This window comes from Allobosea sp. BK604, from assembly GCF_004341515.1.
Classification (GTDB): Bacteria; Pseudomonadota; Alphaproteobacteria; order Rhizobiales; family Beijerinckiaceae; genus Allobosea.
The window spans coordinates 1-26,305 of the sequence record NZ_SLZF01000003.1 but is presented as its reverse complement, the minus strand read 5'-3'; the positions used below and the strand labels follow the sequence as shown (position 1 = coordinate 26,305).

At 65.6% G+C, this 26,305-nt stretch carries 23 protein-coding genes; 17 read left to right on the top strand and 6 right to left on the bottom strand.

Annotated features, from left to right (window positions below):
• Positions 1–3 precede the first annotated feature (3 nt).
• Complete coding sequence (locus EV560_RS09560; RefSeq protein WP_131855540.1) at positions 4–972, bottom strand: GlxA family transcriptional regulator; 969 nt, start codon at positions 970–972, stop codon at positions 4–6.
• A 121-nt stretch (positions 973–1,093) separates the two neighbouring features.
• On the opposite strand from EV560_RS09560, the gene EV560_RS09555 reads away from it, so the two are divergent.
• The 4 genes from EV560_RS09555 (at position 1,094) to EV560_RS09540 (ending at position 6,536) form a co-directional block, all read left to right on the top strand.
• A complete protein-coding gene (locus EV560_RS09555) occupies positions 1,094–1,765 on the top strand; it encodes an HD domain-containing protein (protein ID WP_131855539.1) in 672 nt (223 codons plus the stop codon).
• Positions 1,766–1,836: 71 nt separating this feature from the next.
• Entirely contained in the window at positions 1,837–2,511 is a 675-nt protein-coding gene (locus EV560_RS09550) for a Crp/Fnr family transcriptional regulator (RefSeq protein ID WP_131855538.1), read from the top strand.
• 88 nt (positions 2,512–2,599) lie between these two features.
• The gene (locus EV560_RS09545) at positions 2,600–4,672 is read left to right on the top strand and encodes an ATP-dependent helicase (protein WP_131855537.1); all 2,073 of its coding nucleotides are present in this window, start codon (positions 2,600–2,602) and stop codon (positions 4,670–4,672) included.
• A 346-nt stretch (positions 4,673–5,018) separates the two neighbouring features.
• Complete coding sequence (locus tag EV560_RS09540) at positions 5,019–6,536, top strand: calcium-binding protein (protein WP_131855536.1); 1,518 nt, start codon at positions 5,019–5,021, stop codon at positions 6,534–6,536.
• Between the two features lie 52 nt (positions 6,537–6,588).
• On the opposite strand, the gene EV560_RS09535 is transcribed toward EV560_RS09540, so the two are convergent.
• Positions 6,589–7,338 carry a bestrophin-like domain gene (locus tag EV560_RS09535; RefSeq protein ID WP_131855535.1) on the bottom strand — a complete coding sequence of 250 codons (750 nt, stop codon included), beginning with the start codon at positions 7,336–7,338 and terminating at the stop codon, positions 6,589–6,591.
• A 265-nt stretch (positions 7,339–7,603) separates the two neighbouring features.
• On the opposite strand from EV560_RS09535, the gene EV560_RS09530 reads away from it, so the two are divergent.
• The 8 genes from EV560_RS09530 (at position 7,604) to EV560_RS09495 (ending at position 17,175) form a co-directional block, all read left to right on the top strand.
• Positions 7,604–9,574, top strand: coding sequence for an AMP-dependent synthetase/ligase (locus EV560_RS09530; protein WP_131855534.1), 1,971 nt, complete (start codon positions 7,604–7,606; stop codon positions 9,572–9,574).
• Positions 9,574–10,392 carry an ABC transporter ATP-binding protein gene (locus EV560_RS09525; RefSeq protein ID WP_165923441.1) on the top strand — a complete coding sequence of 273 codons (819 nt, stop codon included), beginning with the start codon at positions 9,574–9,576 and terminating at the stop codon, positions 10,390–10,392. Before EV560_RS09530 ends, EV560_RS09525 begins: the two co-directional genes overlap by 1 nt.
• A 322-nt stretch (positions 10,393–10,714) precedes the next feature.
• Positions 10,715–11,629 carry a branched-chain amino acid ABC transporter permease gene (locus tag EV560_RS09520; protein WP_131856175.1) on the top strand — a complete coding sequence of 305 codons (915 nt, stop codon included), beginning with the start codon at positions 10,715–10,717 and terminating at the stop codon, positions 11,627–11,629.
• Positions 11,630–11,639: 10 nt separating this feature from the next.
• The gene (locus EV560_RS09515; RefSeq protein ID WP_131855533.1) at positions 11,640–12,719 is read left to right on the top strand and encodes a branched-chain amino acid ABC transporter permease; all 1,080 of its coding nucleotides are present in this window, start codon (positions 11,640–11,642) and stop codon (positions 12,717–12,719) included.
• 106 nt (positions 12,720–12,825) lie between these two features.
• Positions 12,826–14,157, top strand: coding sequence for an ABC transporter substrate-binding protein (locus EV560_RS09510; protein ID WP_131855532.1), 1,332 nt, complete (start codon positions 12,826–12,828; stop codon positions 14,155–14,157).
• 192 nt (positions 14,158–14,349) lie between these two features.
• Positions 14,350–15,195: an ABC transporter ATP-binding protein gene (locus EV560_RS09505; protein ID WP_131855531.1), complete on the top strand. Its 846-nt coding sequence runs from the start codon at positions 14,350–14,352 to the stop codon at positions 15,193–15,195.
• 24 nt (positions 15,196–15,219) lie between these two features.
• Positions 15,220–15,903, top strand: coding sequence for a zinc metallopeptidase (locus EV560_RS09500; protein ID WP_131855530.1), 684 nt, complete (start codon positions 15,220–15,222; stop codon positions 15,901–15,903).
• A 39-nt stretch (positions 15,904–15,942) separates the two neighbouring features.
• Complete coding sequence (locus EV560_RS09495; protein WP_131855529.1) at positions 15,943–17,175, top strand: phenylacetate--CoA ligase family protein; 1,233 nt, start codon at positions 15,943–15,945, stop codon at positions 17,173–17,175.
• Between the two features lie 153 nt (positions 17,176–17,328).
• On the opposite strand, the gene ung is transcribed toward EV560_RS09495, so the two are convergent.
• From ung to EV560_RS09480, 3 genes are all read right to left on the bottom strand, one after another.
• On the bottom strand, positions 17,329–18,030 hold the full coding sequence (gene ung, locus EV560_RS09490; protein WP_131855528.1) for a uracil-DNA glycosylase: 702 nt from the start codon (positions 18,028–18,030) through the stop codon (positions 17,329–17,331).
• Entirely contained in the window at positions 18,027–19,547 is a 1,521-nt protein-coding gene (locus EV560_RS09485; RefSeq protein WP_131855527.1) for a bifunctional metallophosphatase/5'-nucleotidase, read from the bottom strand. The genes ung and EV560_RS09485 overlap by 4 nt, the downstream gene beginning before the upstream one ends.
• Before the next feature lie 102 nt (positions 19,548–19,649).
• Positions 19,650–20,351 carry a hypothetical protein gene (locus tag EV560_RS09480; RefSeq protein ID WP_131855526.1) on the bottom strand — a complete coding sequence of 234 codons (702 nt, stop codon included), beginning with the start codon at positions 20,349–20,351 and terminating at the stop codon, positions 19,650–19,652.
• Positions 20,352–20,551: 200 nt separating this feature from the next.
• Here EV560_RS09480 and hemH point away from each other — a divergent pair, with 200 nt between their 5' ends.
• Complete coding sequence (hemH, locus tag EV560_RS09475) at positions 20,552–21,607, top strand: ferrochelatase (protein ID WP_131855525.1); 1,056 nt, start codon at positions 20,552–20,554, stop codon at positions 21,605–21,607.
• A gap of 116 nt (positions 21,608–21,723) precedes the next feature.
• Here hemH and EV560_RS09470 read toward each other — a convergent pair whose 3' ends face one another.
• Complete coding sequence (locus EV560_RS09470; protein WP_165923402.1) at positions 21,724–22,410, bottom strand: alpha/beta fold hydrolase; 687 nt, start codon at positions 22,408–22,410, stop codon at positions 21,724–21,726.
• Between the two features lie 300 nt (positions 22,411–22,710).
• Between EV560_RS09470 and EV560_RS09465 the strand changes: the two genes are divergently transcribed.
• The 4 genes from EV560_RS09465 (at position 22,711) to serA (ending at position 26,197) form a co-directional block, all read left to right on the top strand.
• A complete protein-coding gene (locus EV560_RS09465; RefSeq protein ID WP_248311973.1) occupies positions 22,711–23,172 on the top strand; it encodes a MarR family winged helix-turn-helix transcriptional regulator in 462 nt (153 codons plus the stop codon).
• A gap of 87 nt (positions 23,173–23,259) precedes the next feature.
• Positions 23,260–24,243, top strand: a complete 984-nt coding sequence (locus tag EV560_RS09460) for an SPFH domain-containing protein (RefSeq protein ID WP_131855522.1) — start codon at positions 23,260–23,262, stop codon at positions 24,241–24,243.
• Positions 24,244–24,250: 7 nt separating this feature from the next.
• Entirely contained in the window at positions 24,251–24,697 is a 447-nt protein-coding gene (locus tag EV560_RS09455) for an NfeD family protein (RefSeq protein WP_131855521.1), read from the top strand.
• A 246-nt stretch (positions 24,698–24,943) separates the two neighbouring features.
• A complete protein-coding gene (serA, locus tag EV560_RS09450) occupies positions 24,944–26,197 on the top strand; it encodes a phosphoglycerate dehydrogenase (protein ID WP_131855520.1) in 1,254 nt (417 codons plus the stop codon).
• Positions 26,198–26,305: the final 108 nt, after the last annotated feature.

The following is a 26,305-nucleotide window of genomic DNA, read 5'->3' as shown; positions in this document are numbered from 1 at the left end:
GCTTTAGCGCTGCGGCGGGGCATGGCGCTTGCGGTACTCCGCCGGTGTCACGCCGACATGGCGCGCAAAGGCCCGGCGCAAGGTGTCGGCATCAGCGAAGCCGCAGCGGGCGGCGACCTGCTTGGGCGTGGTTCCAGCGGTTTCAAGCAACTGCCTCGCGGCGGTGACGCGCGCCGCTTCGACCCAGGCTGCAGGCGTCAGGCCGACCTCACTGCGGAAGAGCCGGGCGAAGTGGCGCGGGCTCAGCTGCATGCGGCCGGCCAGGCTGGCGACGCTGTGATCGCCGGCGGGATTGGCGGCGACCCAGCGCTGGATCTCCTGCAGGGCGGAACGGCCAGCCGGCTGGGCCTCGCCCTTGCGGCTGAACTGCATCTGGCCACCCGGCCGCTTGAAGAACATCACCAGCTGGCCCGCGACCTTCATCGCGATGTCGCGGCCGAGATCCTCCTCAACGAGGGCAAGCGCCAGATCGAGGCCGGCCGTCACGCCTGCCGCGGTGCGCAGGCGGCCGTCGCGGAGATGGATCGCGTCCTGCTCGACGGTGACAGCCGGATAGCAGCGCGCGAGCTGTTCCGCGTCGGCCCAATGGGTCGTGACGCGGCGGCCGTCGAGCAGGCCGGCCGCGGCGAGCAGGAAGGCGCCGCTGCAGACCGAGCCATAGCGCCGCGCACCGGGCGCGACGGCCCGCAGCCAGTCCAGCAAGGCCGGCTCGGGCTCCATCTGCGACGCGTGCGGAGCGCCGGCGATCAGCAGCGTATCGATCTCGGGTTCGGCGCCTGTCCCGATGATATGGTCCGGCAGCAGCTGCACGCCGGAGGAGCTGCGGATCGGCCCCGGGGCACTGGCGATGACGAGCAGCCGGTAACGCTCCCCGCCGGCCTGCCTGTTGGCTTCGGCGAAGACGTCGAGCGGCCCCGAAACATCAAGCAATTGCACGCCGGGCACGGCCAGGATCGCCATTGTGCGGATCATCGCCGTGCATCTCCCCACGTCCGCTTGAAACTGCATTTGGCAGAAATCGACGTAACACGTCAATTGCAGACAGATCAGCCGATGCCTACCCTCCCGATGAAACCCATTGCAGGAGGCTTCCATGGCATTGACGATCGAGGGCGTGAGCATTCCCGACAGCCGGCTGGCGCGCGAGGTGACGGAACTGGTCCGCGACACCGAAGCGCCGCTGCTGTTCCACCATTCCAGCCGCGTCTATTATTTCGGCGCGCTGGCGGGAAAGAAGCGCGGGCTGAGCTTCGATCCCGAACTGCTCTATGTCGGCACCATGTTCCACGACATGGGACTGACCAGGCAGTACAGCAGCCCGAACGAGCGCTTCGAGGTCGACGGTGCCAATGCGGCGCGTAATTTCCTGCGCCGGCACGGCATCGTCCAGGCCGATATCGACACCGTCTGGACCGCGATCGCGCTGCACACCACGCCGGGCATCCCGCAGCACATGCACCCCGTCGTGGCGCTCGTCACGGCCGGCGTCGAGATGGACGTGCTCGGCCTGACCTATGGCGACTATAGCGATGCCGAGCGCGAGGCCGTGGTCGCCGCGCATCCGCGCGACGTGCATTTCAAGGAGGATATCATCCAGACCTTCTATGACGGCATCAGGCACAAGCCGGAGACGACCTTCGGCAACGTCAAGGCCGATGTGCTTGCGGATAAGGACCCGCTCTTCAAGCGCGGGAATTTCTGCACGGTGATCCGCTGCTCGCATTGGCACGGGCCGGCCGGCCTCTCCTGCGAAGCCTTGAGTTGAGCCTGTCACCGGCAGCATAGTAAGCCGGCGTGGCGGGCCGCCCGGCTCGCCGAACAACCGGTGAGCCAGCCTTGATCCTGCCCGAAGATCTGCGCCGCATCGCCGCCTGGTCGCGTGACCTCAAGCCGGATGAGTTCGAGGAGGCCCGGCGCGGCGTCAGCGTGAAGGTCTATGGCAAGGGCGCCTATATCTGCCATGTCGGCGACAGGCTCGAATCCTGGACCGGCGTGGCCGAAGGCCTGGTCAAGATGAGCACCACCTCGAAGGAGGGCAAATCGGCGACGCTCGCCGGGCTGCGCTCCGGGGCCTGGTTCGGCGAGGGCACGGTGATCAAGGCCGAGCCCAGGCGCTACGATCTCGTGGCCCTGCGCGACACCAGGCTCGCGCTGATGCGACGTTCGACCTTCTTCTGGCTGTTCGAGCATTCGGCCGCCTTCAACCGCTTCCTCGTGCACCAGTTCAACGAGCGGCTGGCGCAGTTCATCGCGCTGGCCGAGACCGACCGTATGCTGGATTCGACGGCGCGGCTGGCGCGTAACCTGAGCTGGCTGTTCAACCCGATCCTCTATCCCGATCAGGATCGCACGCTCGCGATCTCGCAGGAGGAGCTCGGCCTGCTCGCCGGGATTTCCCGGCAAATGGCCAATCAGGGCCTGGCCAAGCTTGCCGCCCTCGGGCTGATCGAGATCGGGCACGGTGCGATCACGATCCTCGATCTGGAGCGGCTGGCGCGTTACGAGGGATAAGCGTTTCGACTGGCCGCAGGCATTCGAAGCCGGGCCGGGTGTGTTTTGCCATTGCGAACAAAGCGCGAAAGGTGATCGACTCCGGCGCATGCTCGCAGTCGATTCGCGCCATTCCTATCTCGACAAGCTCAACCCGGCGCAGCGGCGTGCGGTCGAGCACGGCTCAGGCACGGCCGCGCGCCCGCTGCTGGTGATTGCCGGGGCCGGCTCCGGCAAGACGAACACGCTGGCGCACCGGGTCGCGCATCTCATCGTCAACGGCGCCGATCCGCGCCGGATGATGCTGCTGACCTTCTCGCGTCGCGCTGCGGCCGAGATGACGCGCCGGGTCGAGCGCATCGCGCGCGAGGTGCTGGGCGAGGGCGCCGCGGTGATGACCGATGCGCTGAGCTGGGCCGGTACCTTTCACGGCGTCGGGGCGCGGCTGCTGCGCGATTACGCCGTCGAGCTCGGGCTCGACCCGAGCTTCACCATTCACGACCGCGAGGATTCTGCCGACCTGATCAATCTCGTCCGGCACGAGCTCGGCTTCTCGAAGACGGAAGCGCGCTTCCCGAAGAAGGGAACCTGCCTCGCGATCTATTCGCGCTGCGTCAATGCCGAGCAGCCGGTCGAGACGGTGCTCGGCGCCTCCTTTCCCTGGTGCGCCGCCTGGGCGGCCGAGCTCAAGCAGCTCTTCGCCGCCTATGTCGAGGCCAAGCAGGCCCAGAACGTGCTCGATTATGACGATCTCCTGCTGTGCTGGGCGCAGGCGGTCGGCGATCCCGGCCTCGCGGAGGAGATCGGGAGCCGTTTCGACCATATCTTCGTCGATGAGTACCAGGACACCAACCGGCTGCAGGCCTCGATCCTGCTGGCGCTCAAACCGAGTGGGCAGGGGCTGACGGTCGTCGGCGACGATGCCCAGTCGATCTATTCCTTCCGCGCAGCCGAGATCCGCAACATCCTCGACTTCCCGCAGAGCTTCGAGCCGCCGGCCGAGATCGTCACGCTCGACCGCAACTACCGCTCGACCCAGCCGGTCCTGGCCGCGGCCAATGCGGTGATCGGCCTGGCGCGCGAGCGTTTCACCAAGAATCTCTGGACCGAGCGGGAATCGGCCGCACGTCCGCGGCTGGTCAATGTCCGTGACGAGGCCGACCAGGCGCGCTACGTCGCCGGTCAGGTGCTGGAGAACCGCGAGCACGGCTCCGCGCTGAAGCAACAGGCCGTGCTGTTTCGCGCCTCGCATCATAGCGGCCCGCTCGAGGTCGAGCTGAAACGGCGCAACATCCCGTTCCGCAAGTTCGGCGGGCTGAAATTCCTCGATGCCGCCCATGTGAAGGACGTGCTGGCGCTGCTGCGCTTCGTCGAGAACCCGCGGGACAGGGTCGCGGGCTTCCGCGTCCTGCAATTGCTGCCGGGTGTCGGCCCGAGCGCCGCCCAGCGCGTGCTCGACCAGGTCGATGCAGCCAGCGATGCGCTCAGGGCACTCGGCGACATGCCGCCACCGCCGCGCACCGGCAGCGACTGGGACAGTTTCGTCGAGACCGCTCTTGGCCTGCGTGCCGGGCCGGGCTGGCCGGCCGAGATGGAACGGGCACGACTCTGGTACGAGCCGCATCTCGAGCGCATCCATGAGGATTTCAGCACGCGCCGCGCCGATCTCGTCCAGCTCGAGCAGATCGCCCGCGGCTATCCCTCGCGCGAGCGCTTCCTGACCGAGCTGACGCTCGACCCGCCGGATGCGACCAGCGCCGAGGCCGGCCCGCCGCATCTCGACGAGGACTATCTGATCCTCTCGACGATCCATTCGGCCAAGGGCCAGGAATGGAAATCGGTCTTCGTGCTCAACGTGGTCGATGGCTGCATCCCGATCGACCTTGCTGTCGGCGAAACCGCGGAGACCGAGGAAGAGCGCCGGCTGCTTTATGTCGCGATGACGCGCGCCAAGGACGATCTCCAACTCGTCGTGCCGCAGCGCTTCTTCACCCATGGTCAGGCCGCGCGCGGTGACAGGCACGTCTATGCCGCTCGGACGCGTTTCATTCCCGCCAGCCTGCTCGGCCTGTTCGAGCAGGTGGCCTGGCCGATTGCCGAGCACGGGACAGCGGCTCGGGCCGCGAGCGGTAGCGGTATCAGGATCGATGTCGCGGCGCGGATGCGCGGCATGTGGCGCTGAGCGACACGCAGGAGAGGAATTCGTTGGGCGCCTGACCCCGGCTCTCGATTGTCCTGTGGCTGGTCGAGCATCCGGCTGCGCTCAATCACGTCTCGGTCAACCTGCGCGTGGCGCTGCCCATTACGAAAGAATACTTCGGCTTCCAAGTGTCATTCGGTGAAGATAGCGTGCCTTGATGTCCGTAAATTTATTTCGATAATCGATCTATTTCAAAATTAAGCTCTCGATATCTGTTTTTTATTGTCTTGCCGCGCCCGATAAGGTGTGATGCACATCGATATTATCTGTGATGAGCCGGTTTATCTATTTGCGGTACCTTGAGGTTCAGCCAGGGAGGAGCGGTTTCATGGCCGGAATCGTTGGAACGGATGGATCTGATACGCTGCGCGGGACGGATGAGGCGGACCGCATCTGGGGCCTTGCCGGAGACGACACGATCGATGGCGGCGCCGGGGACGACATCATCGAGGCGGGGGCAGGCAACGACACCATCACGAGCACGAGCGGTTACGACCGTCTCGATGGCGGGGATGGATTCGACCGGATCACTCTGGTCGGAACGGGCGGGGCGGTCACCGGCGGCGCCGGCTACGATGCGCTCTTCGTCGATGCCACGTCAGCGTCGGAGGATGTCATCTTCAACGGCGCGAGCGGCCATGGCACGATCGGCAGCGATCCCGCCACCGCCCAGCACATCTTCTTCCGCGATATCGAGTGGGCGGTCGTCAGGACCGGGGACGGCAATGACACCGTGATCGCCGGCGCTCTCGATCTCTACGCCGATACCGGAGCGGGCAATGATCGCATCGAGGGCGGAGCCGGCTCCGACGAACTGATCGGCGGAGCGGGCGACGATGAGTTGCATGGCGGGGACGGCGTCGACACCCTGAGCGGTGGCGCCGGCAATGACTGGATTACGGGCGGCGCCAGCTATGACACCCTGTCCGGCGGCGACGGCGACGACATGATGTTCGGCGGCGACGGCCTCGACTCCCTCGACGGCGGGGCCGGCGACGATATCCTGGATGGCGGCGCCGATAATGACTCGCTGGATGGCGGAGCGGGCGACGATGTCGTCAAGGGCGGGGCCGGCGACGATTCCATCGGCAGTTGGGAAGGCAACGACATCCTCGATGGCGGCGACGGCAACGACCATATCTCGCACCTCTCGCTCGATGGCGGAGCCGCGACGATCAATGGCGGCGCGGGGGATGACACGATCCGGGCGGATGTCATGGACACGGTCAATGGCGGGGAGGGCAACGATCGCCTCCTGTTCGGCCTCGGCGACCTGCCAGGCCCGCTCCTGTTCGATGCGCTGCAAGGCTGGATGCTGGGTGGGCCGACCTATGTCGGCATCGAGAGTTTCGAGCTGCAGACCGGCCATTTCGACGATTCACTGCGCGGTGGTGACGGCGACGACAAGTTCTTCGCCTGGGGTGGCGACGATCTCCTGGAAGGGCGCGGCGGCAACGACGTGTTCTACGCCGGCGCGGGCGACGACCGCCTGCTCGGCGGTGCGGGGAATGACTGGCTGGAAGGCTTTACCGGAACCGACGCCCTGAGCGGCGGCGAGGGCGCCGACACCTTCCATTGGGCCGTCGATTACGGCACGGCCGACAGCATCGATCGGATCGCCGATTTCAACGCCGCGGAAGGCGACGTCCTCAGCTTCCTGATCGACGCCAATGGCGACCTGGCCTCGGTCCGCAACTACCAGGACTTCCTGGCAGCCTCGCAGGACACGGATGCCGGAATCAAGGTCACGCTCGAAGGGTTCGTGGATGCCGGAATCCTGATCGAGGGCGTTTCTCTGGCTGAGATCTCGGCAAACAATCTGGTCTTCACGGCCATCGACTTCTGAAACCTGTGGCGAACCCGGCCCCGGTCGGTGGGGCTGGGCCGCTTTTATCTTTTCATGGCTGCCCCAGGCGCTCCAGCGCGAGGCGCAGCGGCGCATCGGACGCGCGGATGAAGCCGAGATAGGGATGGTCCATATCGATGATGATCGCGAGCGCGCCCGTGACCGAAAAGGCGCAGATGAACAAGGTTGCTATCGTTGTGGCGTTGGTTGGTGCGAGCAGCCCGAACGAGCCGAAGAGCAAGGCCAACCAGAAGATCAGAAATGCGAGGAACAGGCCCGGAAACCCTCCTGCCTCGGTCTCGGCCCGCATCCAGCGCGCTTCGGCGATCGACCCGCTGAGCTGAAGCGCCCGGGTCTGGAGCCAGCGCTGGCCGTCGTTCTGGGGCGTGAGCTTCCTGAGCTCGTCCTGGACCGGCTCGATATCCAGGCCGTCATCGAGCGTTCGGCGGCCGCGGCCGTCGATGGCCTCCTTCAGCCGCGCCTCTAGCTGCCTGCGCAGCAAAGCGCGGGTCGGAGCGGTCTCCTGGCCATATTGCGCCATGACCCGGTCAAGCAGCAGGACGCGCGCGGCCACCGTCCGCAGTTCCAGCCCGGCTTCGTCGAAGGAGCGCTTGGCCGAGGCGATCAGAAGGCCGAGCGCGAGCGCGGAGAGCGTTCCAACGACAGCCGTCGCGAGCTTGATCGCGTCACGCGAATCCGCGCTCAGATGGTGTTCGGGCAGCCGTGCGCGCAGCAGCATGCCGATGGCCGCCGCCCCAAAGACGCAGCAGAACGCGACGCTGCCGATGACAAGAGGGCTCATGACAGGCGCCTGGCGTTGGGGCTGGGCGGGGGAGGGGAATGCTCGGAAGGCAGGCAGAGCTAGCAGCAGAGTCAGCCATCGTGGCGGCGCTTCGAGGCGTCCTCACACACTTCGGCGGGACAATAGCGACCAAATACCAAGTTGTCTGTCAAGCCCCTGCTTGCGAAGATCGGTCTGTCTTGCAACCATCGCATGAACGACAGGGCCGAATGGTCCAACAAGGCGTCCCGCAAAGTACGGGCCGCCGCTCAGGGAGGAGAACGGCATCGTGGCAAGCATCGCTGCCGGCCAGGCTGATACGTTTCCGAAATTGCTGATCCGCAATGCGCGCGAGCGCGGCGACCGCCCGGCCTTCCGCCACAAGGACCTCGGCATCTGGCAGTCGTGGAACTGGGCGCAGACGGCCGAGCAGGTGCTCGCCTTTGCCAAGGGCCTCGAGGCGCTCGGCCTGAAGCGCGGTGAGAAGGTCGCGATCATCGGCTATAACCGGCCGCGGCTCTATTGGGCGATGTGCGCCGCGCAATGCCTCGGCGCAGTTCCCGTGCCCGTCTATGCCGACTCCGTCGCCGAGGAGATGGCCTATGTGCTGGATCATGCCGAGGCGGTCTTCGCCTGCGTGCAGGACCAGGAGCAGGTCGACAAGGTGCTCTCGATCGCCGACCGGCTGCCACGCCTGCGCCAGATGCTCTATGACGAGCCGCGCGGCCTACGCGACTACGACCACGGCAAGCTGCATGATATCGGCGAGGTGATCGCCGCCGGCGAGCGCATGCTGAAGGACGCCGCCGCCTCGAAGGCGCTCGATCGCGAGATCGAGCAGGGCGTCGGCTCCGATCTCGCCATCATCCTCTACACGTCCGGCACGACCGGGCGGCCCAAGGGCGTGATGCTCAGCCATTACAACGTGATTACCGCCGCCGAGATCGGCTGCCAGTTCGACGGGCTGAACCAGGACGACGAGGTGATCGCCTATCTGCCGATCGCCTGGGTCGGCGACCATGTCTTCTCCTATGCGCAGGCGATCCTGGCCGGATTCTGCGTCAACTGCCCGGAAAGCCCGGAGACCGTGATCGACGACCGGCGCGAGATCGGCACGACCTACGCGTTCGCGCCGCCACGCGTCTTCGAGAACATGCTGACCATCACCATGGTGCGCATGGAGGATGCGGGCCCGCTGATGCGCCGGATGTTCCACTATTTCCTCGGCGTCGCGAAGAAGCATGGCGAGAAGATCCTCAACGGCGAGCCGGTGCCGCTCGGCGCGCGCCTGCTCTACAAGCTCGGCGACATGCTGATCTACGCGCCGCTGCGTAATCGCTTCGGCCTGACCAAGATCAAGGTCGGCTATACTGCCGGCGAGGCGATCGGCCCCGAGATCTTCCGCTTCTACCGCTCGATCGGCGTCAATCTGAAGCAGCTCTATGGGCAGACGGAAGCGGGTGTCTACATCACCATGCAGCCCAATGGCGAGATCAAGGCCGACACGGTCGGGCGGCCGGCGCCGCTGGTCGAGATCAAGCTCGATGAGAATGGCGAAGTGCTCTACCGCTCGCCCTCGATCTTCGGCGGCTATTACAAGGACCCGGAGAAAACGGCCGAGACGATGACGGCGGATGGCTATGTCCGCTCCGGCGATGCCGGCTTCTTTGACGAGAGCGGGCATCTCAAGATCATCGACCGCGCCAAGGATGTCGGCAAGCTCAACTCGGGTGAGCTGTTCCCGCCGAAATACATCGAGAACAAGCTGAAATTCTATCCGAACATCAAGGAGGCCGTCGCCTTCGGGCAGGGCCGCGATTACGCGACCGTGGCGCTGAATATCGACCTCACTGCCGTCGGCAACTGGGCCGAGCGCAACAATGTCGTCTATGCCTCCTATCAGGAGCTCGCCGGGCACGACCTCGTCTACGACATGATCGCCCAGCATATCGACGAGGTGAACAAGTCGCTGGCCTCGGAGCCGGCGATGGGCGGGGCGCAGATCAAGCGCTTCCTGATCCTTCACAAGGAGCTCGATGCCGACGATGGCGAGCTGACCCGCACGCAGAAGGTCCGGCGCGGCTTCATCGCCGAGCGCTATGCGCCGCTGGTCGCCGCGCTCTATGATGGCTCGCAGGCCGCCGATATCTCGACCGAAGTCACCTTCGAGGATGGCCGCAAGGGCGTGATCTCGGCCAGGGTCAAGGTTCGCGATGCCGAGACTTATCCGGCCAGCGCCCCGGCGAGGGCAGCATGATGAACGCCGAAGCGATGAACGTCACCGGCACGCCGATCCCGAAGGAGAAAGGCGAGGTCCTGCTCTCGGTCGAGAATGTCTCGCTGCGCTTCGGCGGCGTGAAGGCGATTTCGGATGTCTCCTTCGACATCCGCAAGGGGGAGGTGCGCGCCATCATCGGTCCGAACGGCGCCGGCAAGACCTCGATGCTGAACTGCATCAACGGCTTCTACCAGCCGCAGGAAGGTCAGATCACCTTCAAGGGCGTGCGCCGCAGCAAGATGCGCCCCCATCGCGCTGCCGCCGCCGGCATCGCCCGGACCTTCCAGAACGTCGCGCTGTTCAAGGGCATGTCGACGCTCGACAACATCATGACCGGGCGCACGCTCAAGATGAAGCGCGGCTTCTTCTGGCAGGCTTTGCGTCACGGCCCGGCGATGCAGGAGGAGATCGAGCATCGCCGCGTCGTCGAGGACATCATCGACTTCCTGCAGATCGAGCACATCCGCAAGCTGCCGGTGGGCAAGCTGCCCTATGGCCTGCAAAAGCGCGTCGAGCTCGGCCGGGCGCTGGCGATGGAGCCGGAACTCCTGCTGCTCGACGAGCCGATGGCCGGCATGAATCTCGAGGAGAAGGAGGACATGTGCCGCTTCATCCTCGACGTGAACAACCAGTTCGGCACGACGATCGCGCTGATCGAGCACGATATGGGCGTGGTCATGGACCTCTCGGACCGGGTCGTCGTGCTCGAATACGGCCGCAAGATCGCCGATGGCACGCCTGACGAGGTCAAGCGCGACCAGAAGGTGATCGACGCTTATCTGGGAGTGGCGCATTGATCGGTACGTTTTCCGGCATGACGCGCTCCTCCGTCATTGCGAGGAGCGCAGCGACGAAGCAATCCGGGAGGACTGGGTGCGCAGCCGTCCCGGGATTGCCCAGCCATGCCCGCAATGGCGGCGAGTGTGCAGCCTCCGTCGCGGTAGTCAGGAGCGCCAGGCCATGAGCGATATCGCAACCCGGCCCGCGCCGAGCCTCCTCGCCAATGGCTGGATCAAGGCCGGGCTCATCCTCGCGGCCATCGTCGTCGCGGCGATCGTCGGCGCCAGGCTCGACGGCTCCGGCACGCTCTATGCCGTGCTGATCGATCCGTTCCAGCAAATGGTCACGGCGCCGGACCTGCTGGTGCAGACGATCTGGGAAGGGCTCGTCTCGGGCGTGCTCTACGCGCTGATCGCGCTCGGCTTCGTGCTGATCTTCAAGGCTTCGGGCGTGTTCAACTTCGCCCAGGGCATCATGGTCGTCTTCGCGGCGCTGACGCTGGTCGGCCTGCACGAGAAGGGCGTCCCTGCCTTCCTGGCAGTTATCCTGACGCTCGGCGTGATGTTCGTGCTCGCGGTCACGATCGAGCGGGTGGTGCTGCGGCCGCTGGTCAACCAGCCCGACATCATCCTGTTCATGGCGACCTTCGGGATCACCTATTTCCTGATCGGCTTCGGCGAATCCGTCTTCGGCGGCAATCCCAAGCAGATGATCACGGACGAGCTCTTCCTGCCGAAGGGCGCGATCGACGCCAAGATCCTGGGCGGCTTCGTCTCCTTCCAGAAGATCGACATCGCCGCCGCGATCATCGCCTCGCTGATGATCGCGGCGCTCGCCCTGTTCTTCCAGTACACCCGGATCGGCCGGGCCCTGCGGGCCGTCGCCGACAGCCACAAGGCGGCGCTCTCGGTCGGCATCTCGCTCAACCAGATCTGGGTCATCGTCTGGTTCACGGCCGGCATCGTCGCGCTGATCACCGGCATCATGTGGGGCGCACGCTCGGATGTCTCCTTCGCGCTCGAGATCGTGGCGTTGAAGGCGCTGCCGGTGCTGATCCTCGGCGGCTTCACCTCGATCCCGGGGGCGATCGTCGGCGGGCTGATCATCGGCATCGGCGAGAAGATCGGCGAGTTCTACTGGGGCCCGCTGATCGGCGGCGGCATCGAGAGCTGGCTCGCCTATTTCATCGCGCTCGGCTTCCTGCTGTTCCGGCCGCAGGGCCTGTTCGGCGACAAGATCATCGAACGAATCTGAGGGCTGACCCGTGTTCTACCGCGAAGCCGGCCAGTACAAGACCTCCTACGCGGCCGACATGGCCGTGTTCCCGATCCTGCAGGACCGGATCGGCATCGCCGTGATCCTCGCGATCGCCTTCGTCGTCATCCCGCTGATCGGCAACGACTTCTTCATCGCGACGGTGATGATCCCGTTCCTGGTCTTCTCGATGGCGGCGATCGGGCTCAACATCCTCACCGGCTATACCGGGCTGATCTCGCTCGGCACCGCGGCCTTCATGGGGGTCGGCGCCTATTCCTGCTACAAGCTGACGACCTTTTTCCCGGGCGTGAACATCATCGTCCTGATCCTGCTGTCGGGCCTGTTCTCGGCGGCGATCGGCGTGCTGTTCGGCCTGCCCTCACTGCGGATCAAGGGCTTCTATCTCGCGGTCGCAACGCTCGCGGCGCAGTTCTTTCTGCAATGGGCCTTCGTGCGGGTGCCCTGGCTGTTCAACTACAATGCCTCGGGCGCGATCGAGGTGCCGCAGCGCGATGTCTTCGGCATCGCCGTTACCGGCCCGGCCTCGCTGCCGGAGACGCGTTATTTCGTCTGCCTCGGCCTCGTCGTGGCGCTGACCTGGATCGCATCGAACCTGGTCCATGGCAGGCTCGGCCGCTCCTGGATGGCGGTGCGCGACATGGATATCGCCGCCGAGCTGATGGGCATCAAGCTGCTCAACACCAAGCTCGCCGCCTTCGCCGTCTCGTCCTATTTTGCCGGCGTCGCGGGCGCGATGATGATCTTCCTCTGGTATGGCGGCGGCGAGGCCAATGACGTCTTCACCATCCGCCTCTCCTTCAACATCTTGTTCATGGTCATTATCGGCGGCCTCGGCTCGCTGATCGGCTCCTTCTTCGGCGCCGCCTTCATCGCGAGCCTGCCGACCATCCTGAAATTCGGCCTGCCAGCGCTCGGCGTGCCGCTCTCGGGCGCCGCCGCCGAGCATGTCACGTTCATGCTGGTCGGCGCGCTGATCATCTTCTTCCTGATCGTCGAGCCGCATGGCCTGGCGCGGCTCTGGCAGATCACCAAGCAGAAATTGCGGACGTGGCCCTTCCCGTACTGAGGGAGAGACGGCCCAAGAACACGACCCGCCACCATCGACAAGCGGCGGGCAGGAGGAACGGAGAGGCGCAAAGCGCCGTCCGATGTAACCACGGAGGAAGCAACAGATGACGAAGTTGAATCTGATGAAGGGTGCAGCGCTGGGCGCGCTTCTGGCTGCCGGCGCGGCGATCGCACCCGCGGCCGCGCAGGACAGCGTCTATTTCGCCAATAACGCCTATCGCACCGGGCCATTCTCGGGCTCGGGCATTCCGATCGGCGACGGCATGCGCGACTACATCACCATGATCAACGAGCGCGATGGCGGCGTGAACGGCGTCAAGATCGTCTACGAGGAATGCGAGACCGGCTACGACACCAAGAAGTCGATCGAGTGCTACGAGCAGGCCAAATCGAAGAACACGATCGTCTATTCGCCCTGGTCGACCGGCGCGACGCTGGCCGCGATCCCGCGCGCCCATATCGACAAGATCCCGATCCTGTCGATGGCCTATGGCCTCTCGGCCTCGGCCGACGGCACGAATTTCCCCTGGGTCTTCATCCCGCCCTTCACCTATTGGGACGGCGCCTCCGTCATGGTGAAGCACATGGCGGCCGAGCTCGGCGGCATGGACAAGCTCAAGGGCAAGAAGCTCGGGCTGATCCATCTCGACGCGCCCTTCGGCAAGGAGCCGATCCCGGTGCTCGAGAACCTCGCCAAGAAATACGGGTTCGAGGTCAAGCTCTATCCGGTGGCCGCGGCGGACATGCAGAACCAGGGCTCGCTCTGGCTCTCGATCCGGCGTGACCGGCCCGACTTCCTCTACAACCAGGGCTGGGGCGCGATGAACCCTACCGCGGTCAAGGAAGCGATCAAGAACAACTTCCCGATCAACAAGCTGGTCGGCGTCTGGTGGGCAGGCGGCGATGACGATGCCCGCGCCGGTGGCGCTGAGGCCAAGGGCTATCGTTCGCTGAGCTGGACCGCATCGGGCACTGAATTCCCGGCGATGCAGGACATCATGAAGTTCGTCGTCGAGAAGGGTAAGAGCACGACGCCGAAGGAGAAGGTCGGTGAGGCGCTCTATAATCGCGGTGTCTACAACTCGATGCTGGTCGTCGAGGCGATCCGCAACGCCCAGAAGGTCACCGGCAAGAAGGTGGTCAATGCCGAGGACATGCGCCGCGGCCTGGAGACGCTGAACATCACCCCGGCCCGGCTGAAGGAGATCGGCATGGACGGGTTCGCGACGCCGACCACGGTTTCCTGCACCGACCATTCCGGCCATTCCAAGATGTTCGTCTCGCAATGGGACGGCACCAAATGGACCAAGGGCTCGGACTGGATCGAGCCACTGAAGGACGAGGTCCGCCCGCTGATCGAGGCCAGCGCCAAGGACTATGTCGAGAAGGCGACCGGCTGGCCGAAGCGGACGGAGTCCTGCGAGAAATCGTCGTGATCTGACGCGTTGCGCGCCGCGCTCCCTTCTCCCCTTGCGGGAGAAGATGGCTCGGCGGAGCCGAGACGGATGAGGGGTCGCATTTGCCGTATCCGGCCTTGCGGTTCGAACGAATTTTCGACGCGCAGCGCGACCCCTCATCCGGCGCTGCGCGCCACCTTCTCCCGCAGGGGGAGAAGGAAGGAGCAGGTAATGTCGACCGCGACCCTCGATAAGCCCTCGGCCACCACCGCGACGGACACGATCCTCGCGCTGAACAATATCGAGGTGATCTACGATCACGTCATCCTGGTGCTGAAGGGCGTCTCGCTGACCGTGCCGCGCAAGGGCATCGTCGCGATCCTCGGCGCCAATGGCGCCGGCAAGACCACGACACTGAAGGCGATCTCGAACCTGCTCAAGGCCGAGCGCGGCGAGGTGACCAAGGGATCGATCGTCTTCGACGGCGAGCGTGTCGACCGGATGTCGCCGAACGAGCTGGTCAGGCGCGGCTGCATCCAGGTGATGGAGGGGCGGCACTGTTTCGGCCACCTCTCGATCGAGGAGAACCTGCTGACCGGCGCCTTCACCCGGCGCGACGGCAATGCCGCGATCAAGCGCGACCTCGAGAAGATCTACGAGCTCTTCCCCCGGCTCAGGCAGCGCCGCAACTCGCAGGCCGGCTATACCTCCGGCGGCGAGCAGCAGATGTGCGCGGTCGGCCGGGCAATGATGTCGAAGCCCAAGATGATCCTGCTCGACGAGCCCTCGATGGGGCTGGCGCCGCAGATCGTCGAGGAGATCTTCGAGATCGTCAGAAGGCTGAACGCGGAAGAGGACGTCTCCTTCCTCGTCGCCGAGCAGAACACCAACATGGCCCTGCGCTATGCGACCTACGGCTACATCATGGAGACTGGCCGCGTCGTCATGGATGGCGAGGCCGCAATGCTGCGCGAGAACGAAGACGTGAAGGAGTTCTACCTCGGCGTCGCCGAGGGCGACAAGAAGTCCTTCCGCGACGTGAAGAGCTACAAGCGCCGCAAGCGCTGGCTGTCGTAAGCCTGGCGGAGTACCAGATGCGCCATGCTGTACCTGATCATCGCCATCCTGATCCTTGCCCTGGTCTTCGGGCCGCAGGCCTGGGTGCGCAGTGAAATGGCGCGGCACGCGACAGACCGGCCGGACCTGCAGGGCACGGGCGGCGAACTGGCGCGGCATCTGCTCGACCGCTTCCAGCTGAACTGGGTCAAGGTCGAGACCACGGCGACGGGCGGCGATCACTACGACCCGCAGGCGCGGGCGATCAGGCTCTCGCCGGATAACCACGATGGCCGCTCGATCACGGCGGTGGCGGTCGCGGCGCATGAGGTCGGCCATGCCATCCAGCATGCCCAGGGCAGCGTGCTCTTCGCCTGGCGGACGGCGCTGGCGCGTTTCCTGATCATTTTCGACAAGGTCGCGATGGTCGTGCTGATCACGGCGCCCCTGGTCATGGCGGTGACGCATGTGCCGGCGCTGGCGCTGATGCAGGCCGGCATTGCCATCGCCATGCTCGGCGTCGGCCTCGTCGTGCATCTCGTGACCCTGCCGCTCGAGCTCGATGCCAGTTTCGGCAAGGCGCTGCCGATCCTGAGCGGCGACGGCTACCTCCATGCCAAGGACCTGCCGGCTGCGCGCGGCGTGCTCCGGGCCGCCGCTTTCACCTATGTCGCCGGCGCGCTGGTCGGGCTCCTGAACTTCCTGCGCATCCTGCGCATCATCCGTTGAAAAGCCGCCGCGTCGGCACGCAGATCGAGGACGACACCGATGAGCGAGCATTACGACGATCTCGAAACCCGCTCGCCGGGTGACCGTGAGGCCGCTCTCTTCGCCAGGCTGAGGTCCGTGCTCGAAGCCGCGCTGAAAACACCGGCCTATGGCAAGCATCTCAGGGGCGTCGATCCCGCAGCGATCACCGACCGCAACGCTCTGGCAAGGCTGCCAATCCTGCGCAAGGCCGACATGCCCTCCCTTCAGAAGGAGGCCCCGCCTTTCGGCGGCTTCGTCGGAGCGCCGCTCGGCTCGTTCGGCCGGCTCTTCACCTCGCCGGGGCCGATCTTCGAGCCCGAGGGCACAGGCGCCGATCCCTGGGGTACGGCGCGCGGGCTCTTCGCCGCCGGCTTCCGTGCGGGCGATATCGTCCTCAACACCTTCAGCTACCATCTGACGCCGGGCGGCTTCCTGATGGATTCCGCCGCGCGCGCGCTCGGCTGCGCCGTGATCCCGGCCGGGCCGGGCAATACCGAGCAACAGATGGAGGTGATCGCCGCCTACAAGCCGCAATGCTATTCAGGCACGCCCGATTTCCTGAAGATCCTGATCGAGGCGGCGGATGCGCGTGGCGTCGACATCTCCTGCATCAAGCGCGCGGTCGTCTCCGGCGCGGCCTTCCCGCCTTCGCTGCAGGACTGGGTCAGGACGCGCGGCATCGATGCCTATCAGCTCTATGCCACCGCCGATCTCGGGTTGATCGCCTATGAGACGGCTTCCCGCGACGGGATGGTGCTGAACGAGAACCTGATCGTCGAGATCGTCCGGCCCGGCACGGGCGATCCGGTGGCGGAGGGGGAGGTCGGCGAGATCGTCGTCACCAATCTCGATCCGCATCATCCGCAGATCAGGCTGGCGGTGGGCGATCTCACGGCGGTCCTGCCGGGCGCGAGCGCCAGCGGACGGAAAAATACGCGGATCAAGGGCTGGATGGGCCGCGCCGACCAGACCGCCAAGATCAAGGGCATGTTCGTGCGTCCCGAGCAGGTGGCGGAGATCGCCAGGCGCCATGCCGAGATCGCCAAGCTCAGGCTCGTCGTCGGCCGCGCCAACGAGATCGACACGATGACGCTCAAGGCCGAGATCTATGCCGAGCCGGCCGGCTTCGTCGACGCGGTCTCCTCGACCCTGCAGCAGGTGACGAAGCTCAAGGGCGCGGTCGAGATCCTGCCGCTCGGGGCCTTGCCGAATGATGGCAAGGTCATCGCGGACGAGCGGCCGGTGGGGTAAGACTGCTTCCAAATCCGCGATCCTGGCCGTCTGACGCGGCGGTCTGCGCTTCCGGTGCTCACGTACAGATGTACGCTGCGCTCCGGTTCTCGACCGCCACGCCAGCCGACACAGGCTGGCGAATTTTGAAGCAGCCTTACAGCGTTTCGCGTTTCACCAGTCGATGGCAGGCTCGCCCTTCGCCTCGAGCCACGCGTTCGCCCGGCTGAACGGCCTGGAGCCAAAAAAGCCCCGCCTTGCCGAGAGCGGCGACGGGTGCGGGCTGGCGATCACATGATGCCGGCTCTCGTCGATCAGGCCTCGCTTGGCCTGGGCCGGCGCGCCCCAGAGCAGGAACACGACATGCGGGCGCTTCGTCGAGACGGCGGTGATGATCGCGTCGGTGACGGCGCTCCAGCCGAGCGAGAGATGCGAGCCCGCCTTGGCGGCGCCCTCGCGCACAGTGAGCGCCGAGTTCAGCAACAGCACACCCTGAGCGGCCCAGGCAGAGAGATCGCCGCCATTGGGCGCCGCATGACCGAGGTCATGCGCCCGCTCCTTGTAGATATTGACCAGCGAGCGCGGCAGCGGCGGCGGGCCGACATAGGAGAAGGCGAGGCCGTTGGCGTGGCCGGGCGTCGGATAAGGATCCTGGCCGAGGATCACCGCCCGTACGGTCTCCAGCGGCGTTTGCGCCAGCGCGGCGAAGATGCGCTCGGGCGCCGGGGCGACGACATGGCCGGCCGCACGCTCGGCATCGGCGGCGGCGCAGGCGCGCACCGCTGCACCACCGGCGGCGAAGACCGGTAATCCGCTCCAGCCCCTGCTCGCCGGGCTCGCCAGAAATTGTGCGAGCGCCGCCGCGTAGACACTCACGTCAGGACGATCCGGCCCTCGACCTTGGCGTCCACGGTGCCGAGACGGCGCAGATAGACCATGGTCTCGTTCGCCATCAGCTTGCCGTCGGTGAGGCCGATCAGCACCTTGCCACGCGCCAGCGACGTGTAGCCGTCGCCACCCGCCAGCATGAAGTTGTTGGAAGCCACGGTGTAGGTCGCGGCCTCGTCGATCGGCTGGCCATCGACCGTGATCGAGATGACGCGCTGGCCGGGCGGCCGCTTGACGTCGGCCTCGACCTTGAAACCGGAGATCACCGGGAAGCGGCCCGAGCCCTGCGGCGCCGGCGCAAGCCCGTTCTCGATCGCGTTCTTCACATCCTTGCCGGTGATCTGGACCATGATCGAGGCGTTGCCGAAGGGCAACTCGGAGAGCACGTCGCGGCGGGTCAGCTTGTGCCCGGCGGGATATTGCTTGTTGGCGCGGATGCCACCGGCATTGCTGATCGCGAGCTTGGCGCCGGTCGAGGCGCAGAGCGCGTCTGCGATCAGATTGCCGATCGCGGTCTCCTGGGTGCGGATCACGCCCGTGCGCGAATCGAGCGGCGCGGCGAGCGTCGCGATCTCGACATCGAGTTCTTTCGACAGTTCGGACTCGTAGCCCTTCACGATGGCGACGACCTCGGGGTCGGGCGTCGCCGAGCGGGAATCGTTGACGCGGAAGGTCGGCGTCCAGGCGACCTGCCGGGCGGCGCCTTCGCCGGTCACGGTCGCGGCGATGTCGATCGCGGTGACGTAATTGCCTTCCTCGTTCGACTCCACCATCACCACCTTGCCGTCATAGGCGATGGCGAGATCGTGGTCGTGGCCGGTGAGCAGGATGTCGACGACGCGCGAGCGCACGATCTCCAGGTCCATGGCGCGGTCGGCATGGACGACGGCGACGAGGATGTCGGCGCCCTGCGATTTCAGCACCTTGGCCTCGCGGCGCAGTGCTTCCATCGTCGACGAGAATTTCAGGTCGCCCGGATTGGAGATCTGCGGCGTCGGATCATAGGCCGTGCCGATGACGCCGACCTTGAGGCCGCCGAGCTCGAAAATCTGCGAATCCTTGTGGCCGGGCAAGGCGTTGCCGGCGGCGTCGCGCAGGTTGGCGGCGAAGGTCGGATAGGTCTGCGCCGCCGTGAGCTTGAGATAGTTCTCCTTGCCGAAATCGAACTCGTGGTTGCCGGGAACGAAGACGTCGAGCCCGAACTTGTTCTGCATCGCGACGATATGGGCGCCTTGGTCGAAGCCCGACATCAGCGAGGGCGAGTAGCAATCGCCGGCGTGGCAGAAGAGGACGGGCACGCCGCGGGCGCGCTCGGCCTTGGCGATGCCGGCAGCGCGGGCGAAGCCGCCGCGACCCTTGTCGTCGCTCATCTTGTAGATGTCGTTGACCAGAAGCAGCGTGAAGGCCGGGGCCGGCTGCTGCGCATGGGCGACAGGGGCGGTCGCGGCGAGCGCGGCCGGGGCAGCGATGACGCCGAGGGCATTGCGGCGGGTGAGCTTGGTCATGAAGCGGACTCCCTGCGGGGGCCTGATGCGGTCTGCGCAATATCGCAGTCTTGAATGGAAAGGTTCAAGACTGCTCGCGCAGTCTTTAATCGGCTCAGTGTTTCACATCTGGCTGCGGATGTTGGCGATCGCCTCGTTGAGCTCGGCATAGCGCGCCGGCGCGTCGCGGATCTCCGCCCGCCTGTTGCGCTCGGCCGTCCACAGCCCGTCCCGCAGCCACGGCGTCAGATTATCCTTGCGGATGTAGTGGTCGAAGGAGGATTCATCGAGTTCCCGCGCCTCGGTCATGTATTTCTTCAGCCATTCGTCCTCGCGCGCCTTCTCCGGCAGCCATTTGCGCATGATCTCGATATCGTCGAGGACATGGAGCAATTCGTGCTCCCAGATCACCGCGAACAGCTTCTCGCTCAGCTTGTTCTTTTCGATCGGACGGTCGGCGTCGAGGATGTTCACCGCGATCGTGGCCTGGACGAAGACGTCGCCGCCCTGGAACTGGCGGGTGATCCGGTTCTGGGCGCCGGCCAACCTGCGCCATTGCTGCTCGATATCGCTGAAGACGAAGGCGAACTGCGTCTTGACCAGCCCATGGGTGACCGCGAGGCGGCTTGGATTATGGTGCGGCGTATCGGTGAGCAGTGCCATCATCTCCTGCGGCTTGACGAAATTCGGCATCCGCAGATCGTCGACATCGAGGCCCCGGGGTGGTTTGACGCCGTAACGAGGCGCCGGCACCACGACCTTGTTCGCGTGAATGATGCGGCTCTTGATCTCGTAGACCGGTGCTTTTGGGCCTGGAGGCGGCATGGCATTGCTCCGCGTCGCAGATGGCAGCGTCATCGCAAGCGATCGTCCGCGCGATGCGCGATACTGACAAGTGAGAAATCTCACACAACCGACGGCCCGGCGGGGTTCAGATCAGGTTCTCCGATGTCGCACCTTCGCCGGCGCGGCTGGACGAATGCTCCAACTCGTCTAAATCACGAGCAAACGAAAGTCGGGGACCGATGACAGTCCAGAGCAAGCTTCCGGAAGCCGCCCGCCTGCCGGCGGATCATCCGCCGATCCGCAACGGCCGCGTCGGCGTGCTGCTGATGAATCTCGGCACGCCGGAAGGCACGAGCTATTGGCCGATGCGGGCCTATCTCAAGGAGTTCCTCTCCGACCGCCGCGTGATCGAGACCTCGCGCCTCGTCTGGTGGCCGCTGCTCAACCTGATCATCCTGACCAAGCGGCCGGGGCCGAAGGGCAAGGATTACGCCTCGATCTGGAACAAGGAGCGCGACGAGGGACCGCTCAAGACGATCACGCGGGGGCAGACCGAGAAGCTGGCCGAGCGGCTTGCCGGGCTCGGTGGCGACAAGCTCGTCTTCGACTGGGCGATGCGCTACGGCTTTCCTGACGTGAAGAGCCGGCTCAAGGCGCTGCTCGACCAGGGCTGCGACCGGATCCTCTTGGTGCCGCTCTACCCGCAATATGCGGCGCCGACCTCGGCCACGGCCTGCGACCACGCGTTTCGCGCGCTGATGCAGATGCGCTGGCAGCCTTCGGTGCGTGTCGCGCCGCCCTATCATGACGATCCAGTCTATATCGCCGCGCTCGCGACCTCGATGCGCGCCTCGCTGGCGAAGCTCGATTTCCAGCCGGAGGTGATCCTCTGCTCCTTCCACGGCATGCCGAAGGAATATCTGCTCAAGGGCGACCCCTACCATTGCCAATGCGTCAAGACCTGGCGCCTGCTGGGCGAGGAACTCGGCCTGCCGGAAGAGCGCTTCAAGCTGACCTTCCAGTCACGCTTCGGGCCGGATGAGTGGCTCCAGCCCTATACGGACGAGACGGTGAAGGCGCTTGCGCAAGGCGGCACGAAATCGCTCGCCATCGTCGCGCCCGGCTTCTCGGCCGATTGTCTGGAGACGCTCGAGGAGCTCGATGTCGAGAACCGTGAGATCTTCCTGCATAATGGCGGGGAGAAATTCGCCTATCTGCCCTGCCTGAACGATTCCGAGGAAGGCATCAGGGTGATCGAGGCGGTGGTCCGGCGCGAGCTGATGGGCTGGATTTGAGGCCGGCCGTCATTGCGAGGAGCATCGCGACGAAGCAATCCAGGGGGACGTAGAGCGCTGCCGCTCCTGGATTGCTTCGCTGCGCTCGCAATGACGCGAGCGGGACGGGCATCGTGTCACCCGATCACGAACCGCGTCACCTTCTCCACCACCGGCCGCGCCTGCAAGATCCGCCGGTGGCCAAAGCCCTTCACCGGCTCCAGCGTCACGAAGGGCCCGGCTTTCGCCAGCGCCTCGGCATGGCGGAACTCGAGCTCACGGTCGTCACGGCAATGGACCAGCAGCGTCGGCAGGCGGATCGCCTGGAGCTGGTCGCGGCCCTCGAAGGCCTCGACCGGGTTGCCGGCGACGACATGGATGCGCCGCTCCAGCGCGGCCTGGCCGCGACGGCCGAGCCCGATCGTCGCGCCGAACTGGCGGGTGATCTGCGTCATCGAGGAGGGCGCCGCGATCATCGCAAGGCGAGTGGCCGTAACGGCGGGCTGGCCCGGCACGCTTTGGGCCATGGCGGCGAGCGCGATCGCGCCGCCGAAGGAATGCGTGACGATGGCGTGGATCGGCGCGAAAGCCCGCGCCACCGCGGCAACGCTGGCGACGCCGAGCGGGAGGTTGAGCTCGCTCCCGGTCGAGCTGCCATGGGCCGGCAGATCATAGGCGACGACGCGGAAGCCCGCTCCCGTCAGCGGCGCGACGAAAGCGGTCATGAAAGCCGCTTCGCTGGTCCAGCCATGCAGGAGCAGCACGGTCGGAGCCGGATCCGCGAAGTCCTCAGCGCCTTCGGGCTCGAAGACATAGGCCGTCACAGAGCCGCACGGATAGGGGATCGCGTGCCGCTCGGCCCCGGCCAGGCGGCTTTGAGCCGTCCTGGCAGTGGAACCGTTCTGCGCACTTCGCTGTTTGGGGCGCGGCGGAGTACAAAAGGCCTTGAAGGCAAGACGCCCCGTCGTCCCTGGGGCAACCAGGCTGGAGAAATGGACGAGCGGGCGAATGAGACGCAGTGCAGGACTGGACATGGAACAAGCCCTAGTTCGTTCAGCGATGAACAATTATGTTCAGCCATGAACAAAACTCAAGAGCCGATTTCAATAGCGTCGGATGAGGACGTGCGAGCCGAGACGCAGGTGCTGCCCTGGCAACTGCCGCGATTCCACAACTGGATCGCAGTCGCGCGCGTGCATGCGCTCTGGAAGAAGGTCTTCACCGAGGCCCTGGCGCCGCTCGGCATCCAGCTCGCGCATTACGACGTGCTCGCCAATATCTTCCATCACCCCGGGCTGACCCAGCAGCAGCTCGCCGAGAAGCTGCTGGTCGGGCGCAGCGCCATGAGCATGCTGCTGCCCGAACTGGAGCGGCGCGAGCTGATCGAGCGCCGCGGCGACGAGGCCGATCGGCGGGTGCGCCGGCTCTGGCTGACGCCTGAGGGCGAGATCGTGACGCGCAAGGCGATGGCGGTTCATGTCGAACGCATCGAGGCGATGATGCATGTGCTCAGCGACGAGGAATGCAACTCGATCGGCGAGATGATGCGCCGGGTGGCGAAGGCGCTCGAGGGCGGGACGCCATAAGCCCTGCTTGCATAGCGCTGTCGCAATTGCCAGTTTCACTGCGCCGGAGAGCGCATTTGCGCTTGGGCTTTGGGGGCGGGCGGTCAGATGGCTACGATGTCGGGCTTTAGTATCTTTGTCGTCGCCCTGGTTCTGCTGGCGGTCATCACGGTCGCCTTTCTGGTGAAGACCGTTCCCCAAGGATACAACTATACGATCGAGCGCTTCGGCCGCTATTCGCGCACACTCGGCGCCGGGCTCAACCTGATCGTGCCCTATATCGAGCGCGTCGGACACAAGGTGAATGTCATGGAGCAGGTGCTCGACATTCCCAGCCAGGAGGCGATCACCAAGGACAATGCCGGCGTGAAGATCGACGCCGCTGCCTTCTACCAGGTGCTCGACGCGGCGCGGGCCAGCTACGAGGTTTCCTCGCTCGACCAGGCGCTGGTCGTGCTGACCATGACCAATATCCGCACGGTCGTCGGCTCGATGGATCTCGACCAGCTTCTGTCGCATCGCGACGAGATCAACGAGCGCCTGCTGCGCGTCATGGACGCTGCCGCCTCGCCCTGGGGCGTCAAGGTCACGCGCATCGAGATCAGGGACATCATGCCGCCGGCCGACATTGCCGGCGCGATGAACCGGCAGATGAAGGCCGAGCGCGAGAAGCGCGCGGCCGTGCTGGAGGCGGAGGGCCTGCGGCAGGCCGAGATCCTGAAGGCCGAGGGCCAGAAGCAGTCGCAGATCCTCGCCGCCGAGGGCCGCAAGGAAGCGGCGCTTCGCGACGCCGAGGCGCGTGAGCGCCTGGCCCAGGCCGAGGCTAACGCGACCGCCATGGTCAGCGAGGCGATCAGCCGCGGCGACATCCAGGCGGCCAACTTCCTGATCGCCGAGCGCTATACCGATGCGCTCAAAGCGATCGCCTCGTCGCATAACAGCAAGGTGGTGATCGTGCCGATCGAGGCGGCGGCGTTGGCCGGTACCGTCGGCGGCATCGCCCAGCTCACCCGCGCGGTCTTCGGCGAGGAGGCGGTCGAAGCTCGCCGCGGCGGCGGCTCGGTGCCTGCCTCCGGCCGCACCGGCGCCTGAGGCCGACATGACGACGTGGCTGGCATCGCTTGGCGGCTGGGGCTGGATCATCCTCGGGCTCGTGCTGATCGGCGGCGAATTGCTTGCGCCCGGCATTTTCCTGCTCTGGCTCGGGCTGGCTGCCTTGCTGACTGGGCTCGTCGTTGGCCTGTTCGATGTCGGCTGGCAGATTTCGGCGCTCGTCTTCGCTGCCTTCTCGATCGCCAGCGTCATCGCAGGGCGGCTGCTGACCAGGCGCAGGAGCGACGAGCCCGATCTGGCGCAGGGGCTGAACGATCGCGGCCGCCAGTTGATCGGCAAGGTCTTCAAGCTGGAGGCGACGATGGCCGGAGGCGAGGGCCGCATCCGCGTCGGTGATTCCTCCTGGCGCATCACTGGGCCGGAATTGCTGGCGGGCAGCGAGGTGCGGGTCGTGCGAGTCGAGGGCGCGACGCTGGTCGTGGAGAAAGCTTAGAGCTCAGCCGCTCCTTTCGCCCGCGCCGTCATGCTCGGGCTTGTCACGAGCACCTGCGTCTTCGTCTGCGACGAGCGTCGCGAGACGGGGATGGTCGCCACAGGGGCGACCATGTCGGGCAAGGTTCGCTCCGTGCGGACTATCCACGCTGCGTCCTCACGTCATTTCGCGAATGCGAAATCGGGCTGCACAGAATGGCCGGCGAGGCGTATAGCGAAGCCCCCGACGCCAGCTCGATTTGCTCCGATGAACACGACCGAACGCCTGTCGCTGCCCAAGGACCGCATCCGCGTCCTGTTGCTCGAAGGTATCAACGATTCCGCCGCCGACCTCCTGGTCCAGGCCGGCTATACCAACATGACCCGCCTGCCCAAGGCCCTTGGTGACGAGGAGCTCCTGAAAGCAGTCGAGAAGGTGCATGTGCTCGGCATCCGCTCGCGCTCGCACCTGACCGAAGAGGTCTTTGCGAGGGCGAGCCGGCTCTTCGCCGTCGGCTGCTTCTCGGTCGGTACCAACCAGGTCGATCTGGAGGCGGCGCGTGTACGCGGCGTCCCGGTCTTCAACGCACCGTTCTCGAACACGCGCAGCGTCGCCGAGCTGACCATCGGTGAGATCGTCATGCTGCTGCGGCGCATTCCCGACCGCTCGCGCTCGGCGCATGACGGCGGCTGGGACAAGTCGGCCAATGGCAGCTTCGAGGTGCGCGGCAAGACGCTCGGCATCATCGGCTACGGCAATATCGGCAGCCAGCTCTCCAACATCGCCGAGGCGATGGGGATGCGGGTGATCTATTACGATCACACCGACCGGCTGCGCCACGGCAATACCGAGCCAGTCGACAGCCTCAACGCGCTGCTCGGAAATTGTGACATCGTCTCGCTGCATGTGCCGGAGACGCCCGCGACGCATGGCATGATCGGCAAGGCCGAGATCGCCGCGATGCGCCGGGGGAGCTACCTGATCAACAATTCGCGCGGCACGGTGGTCGATCTCGAGGCGGCGGCGGAGGCCCTGCGCAGCGGCCATCTCGCCGGCGCCGCGGTCGACGTCTTCCCGAAGGAGCCGGCCTCGAACAGCGAGCGCTTCGTCACGCCGCTGCAGGGGCTGCCCAACGTGATCCTGACGCCGCATGTCGGCGGCTCGACCGAGGAAGCGCAGGAGCGCATCGGCTCTGAAGTCGCGCGCAAGCTGCTCGACTATTCCGATGTCGGCTCGACGGTCGGCGCGGTCAATTTCCCGCAGGTGCAGCTGGCGCCGCGGCCGATCGGCACGCGCTTCATCCAGGTGCAGCGCAACCAGCCGGGCATGCTGCAGCGGCTAAACGAGATTTTCGCCCGGCGCGGCGTCAACATCTCCGCGCAAAACTACCAGACCGATGGCGAGATCGGCTACGTGGTGATGGAGGCCGATCGCACCGGTCCCGATGCCGATGCGATCCTGTCGGAGATCAGGGCGCTCGACGGAACGATCCGGGCAAGGTTGCTGTACGAGCGGATGTAGTCGTCGCAAACCACGTCATCAACTCACTTGTTGATTTGGGAGTTTAGGTCTGGCGTCGCGGATTTTGGCGTTGGCGATGACGATGAGTTTTCGCATGACGGCGATGGT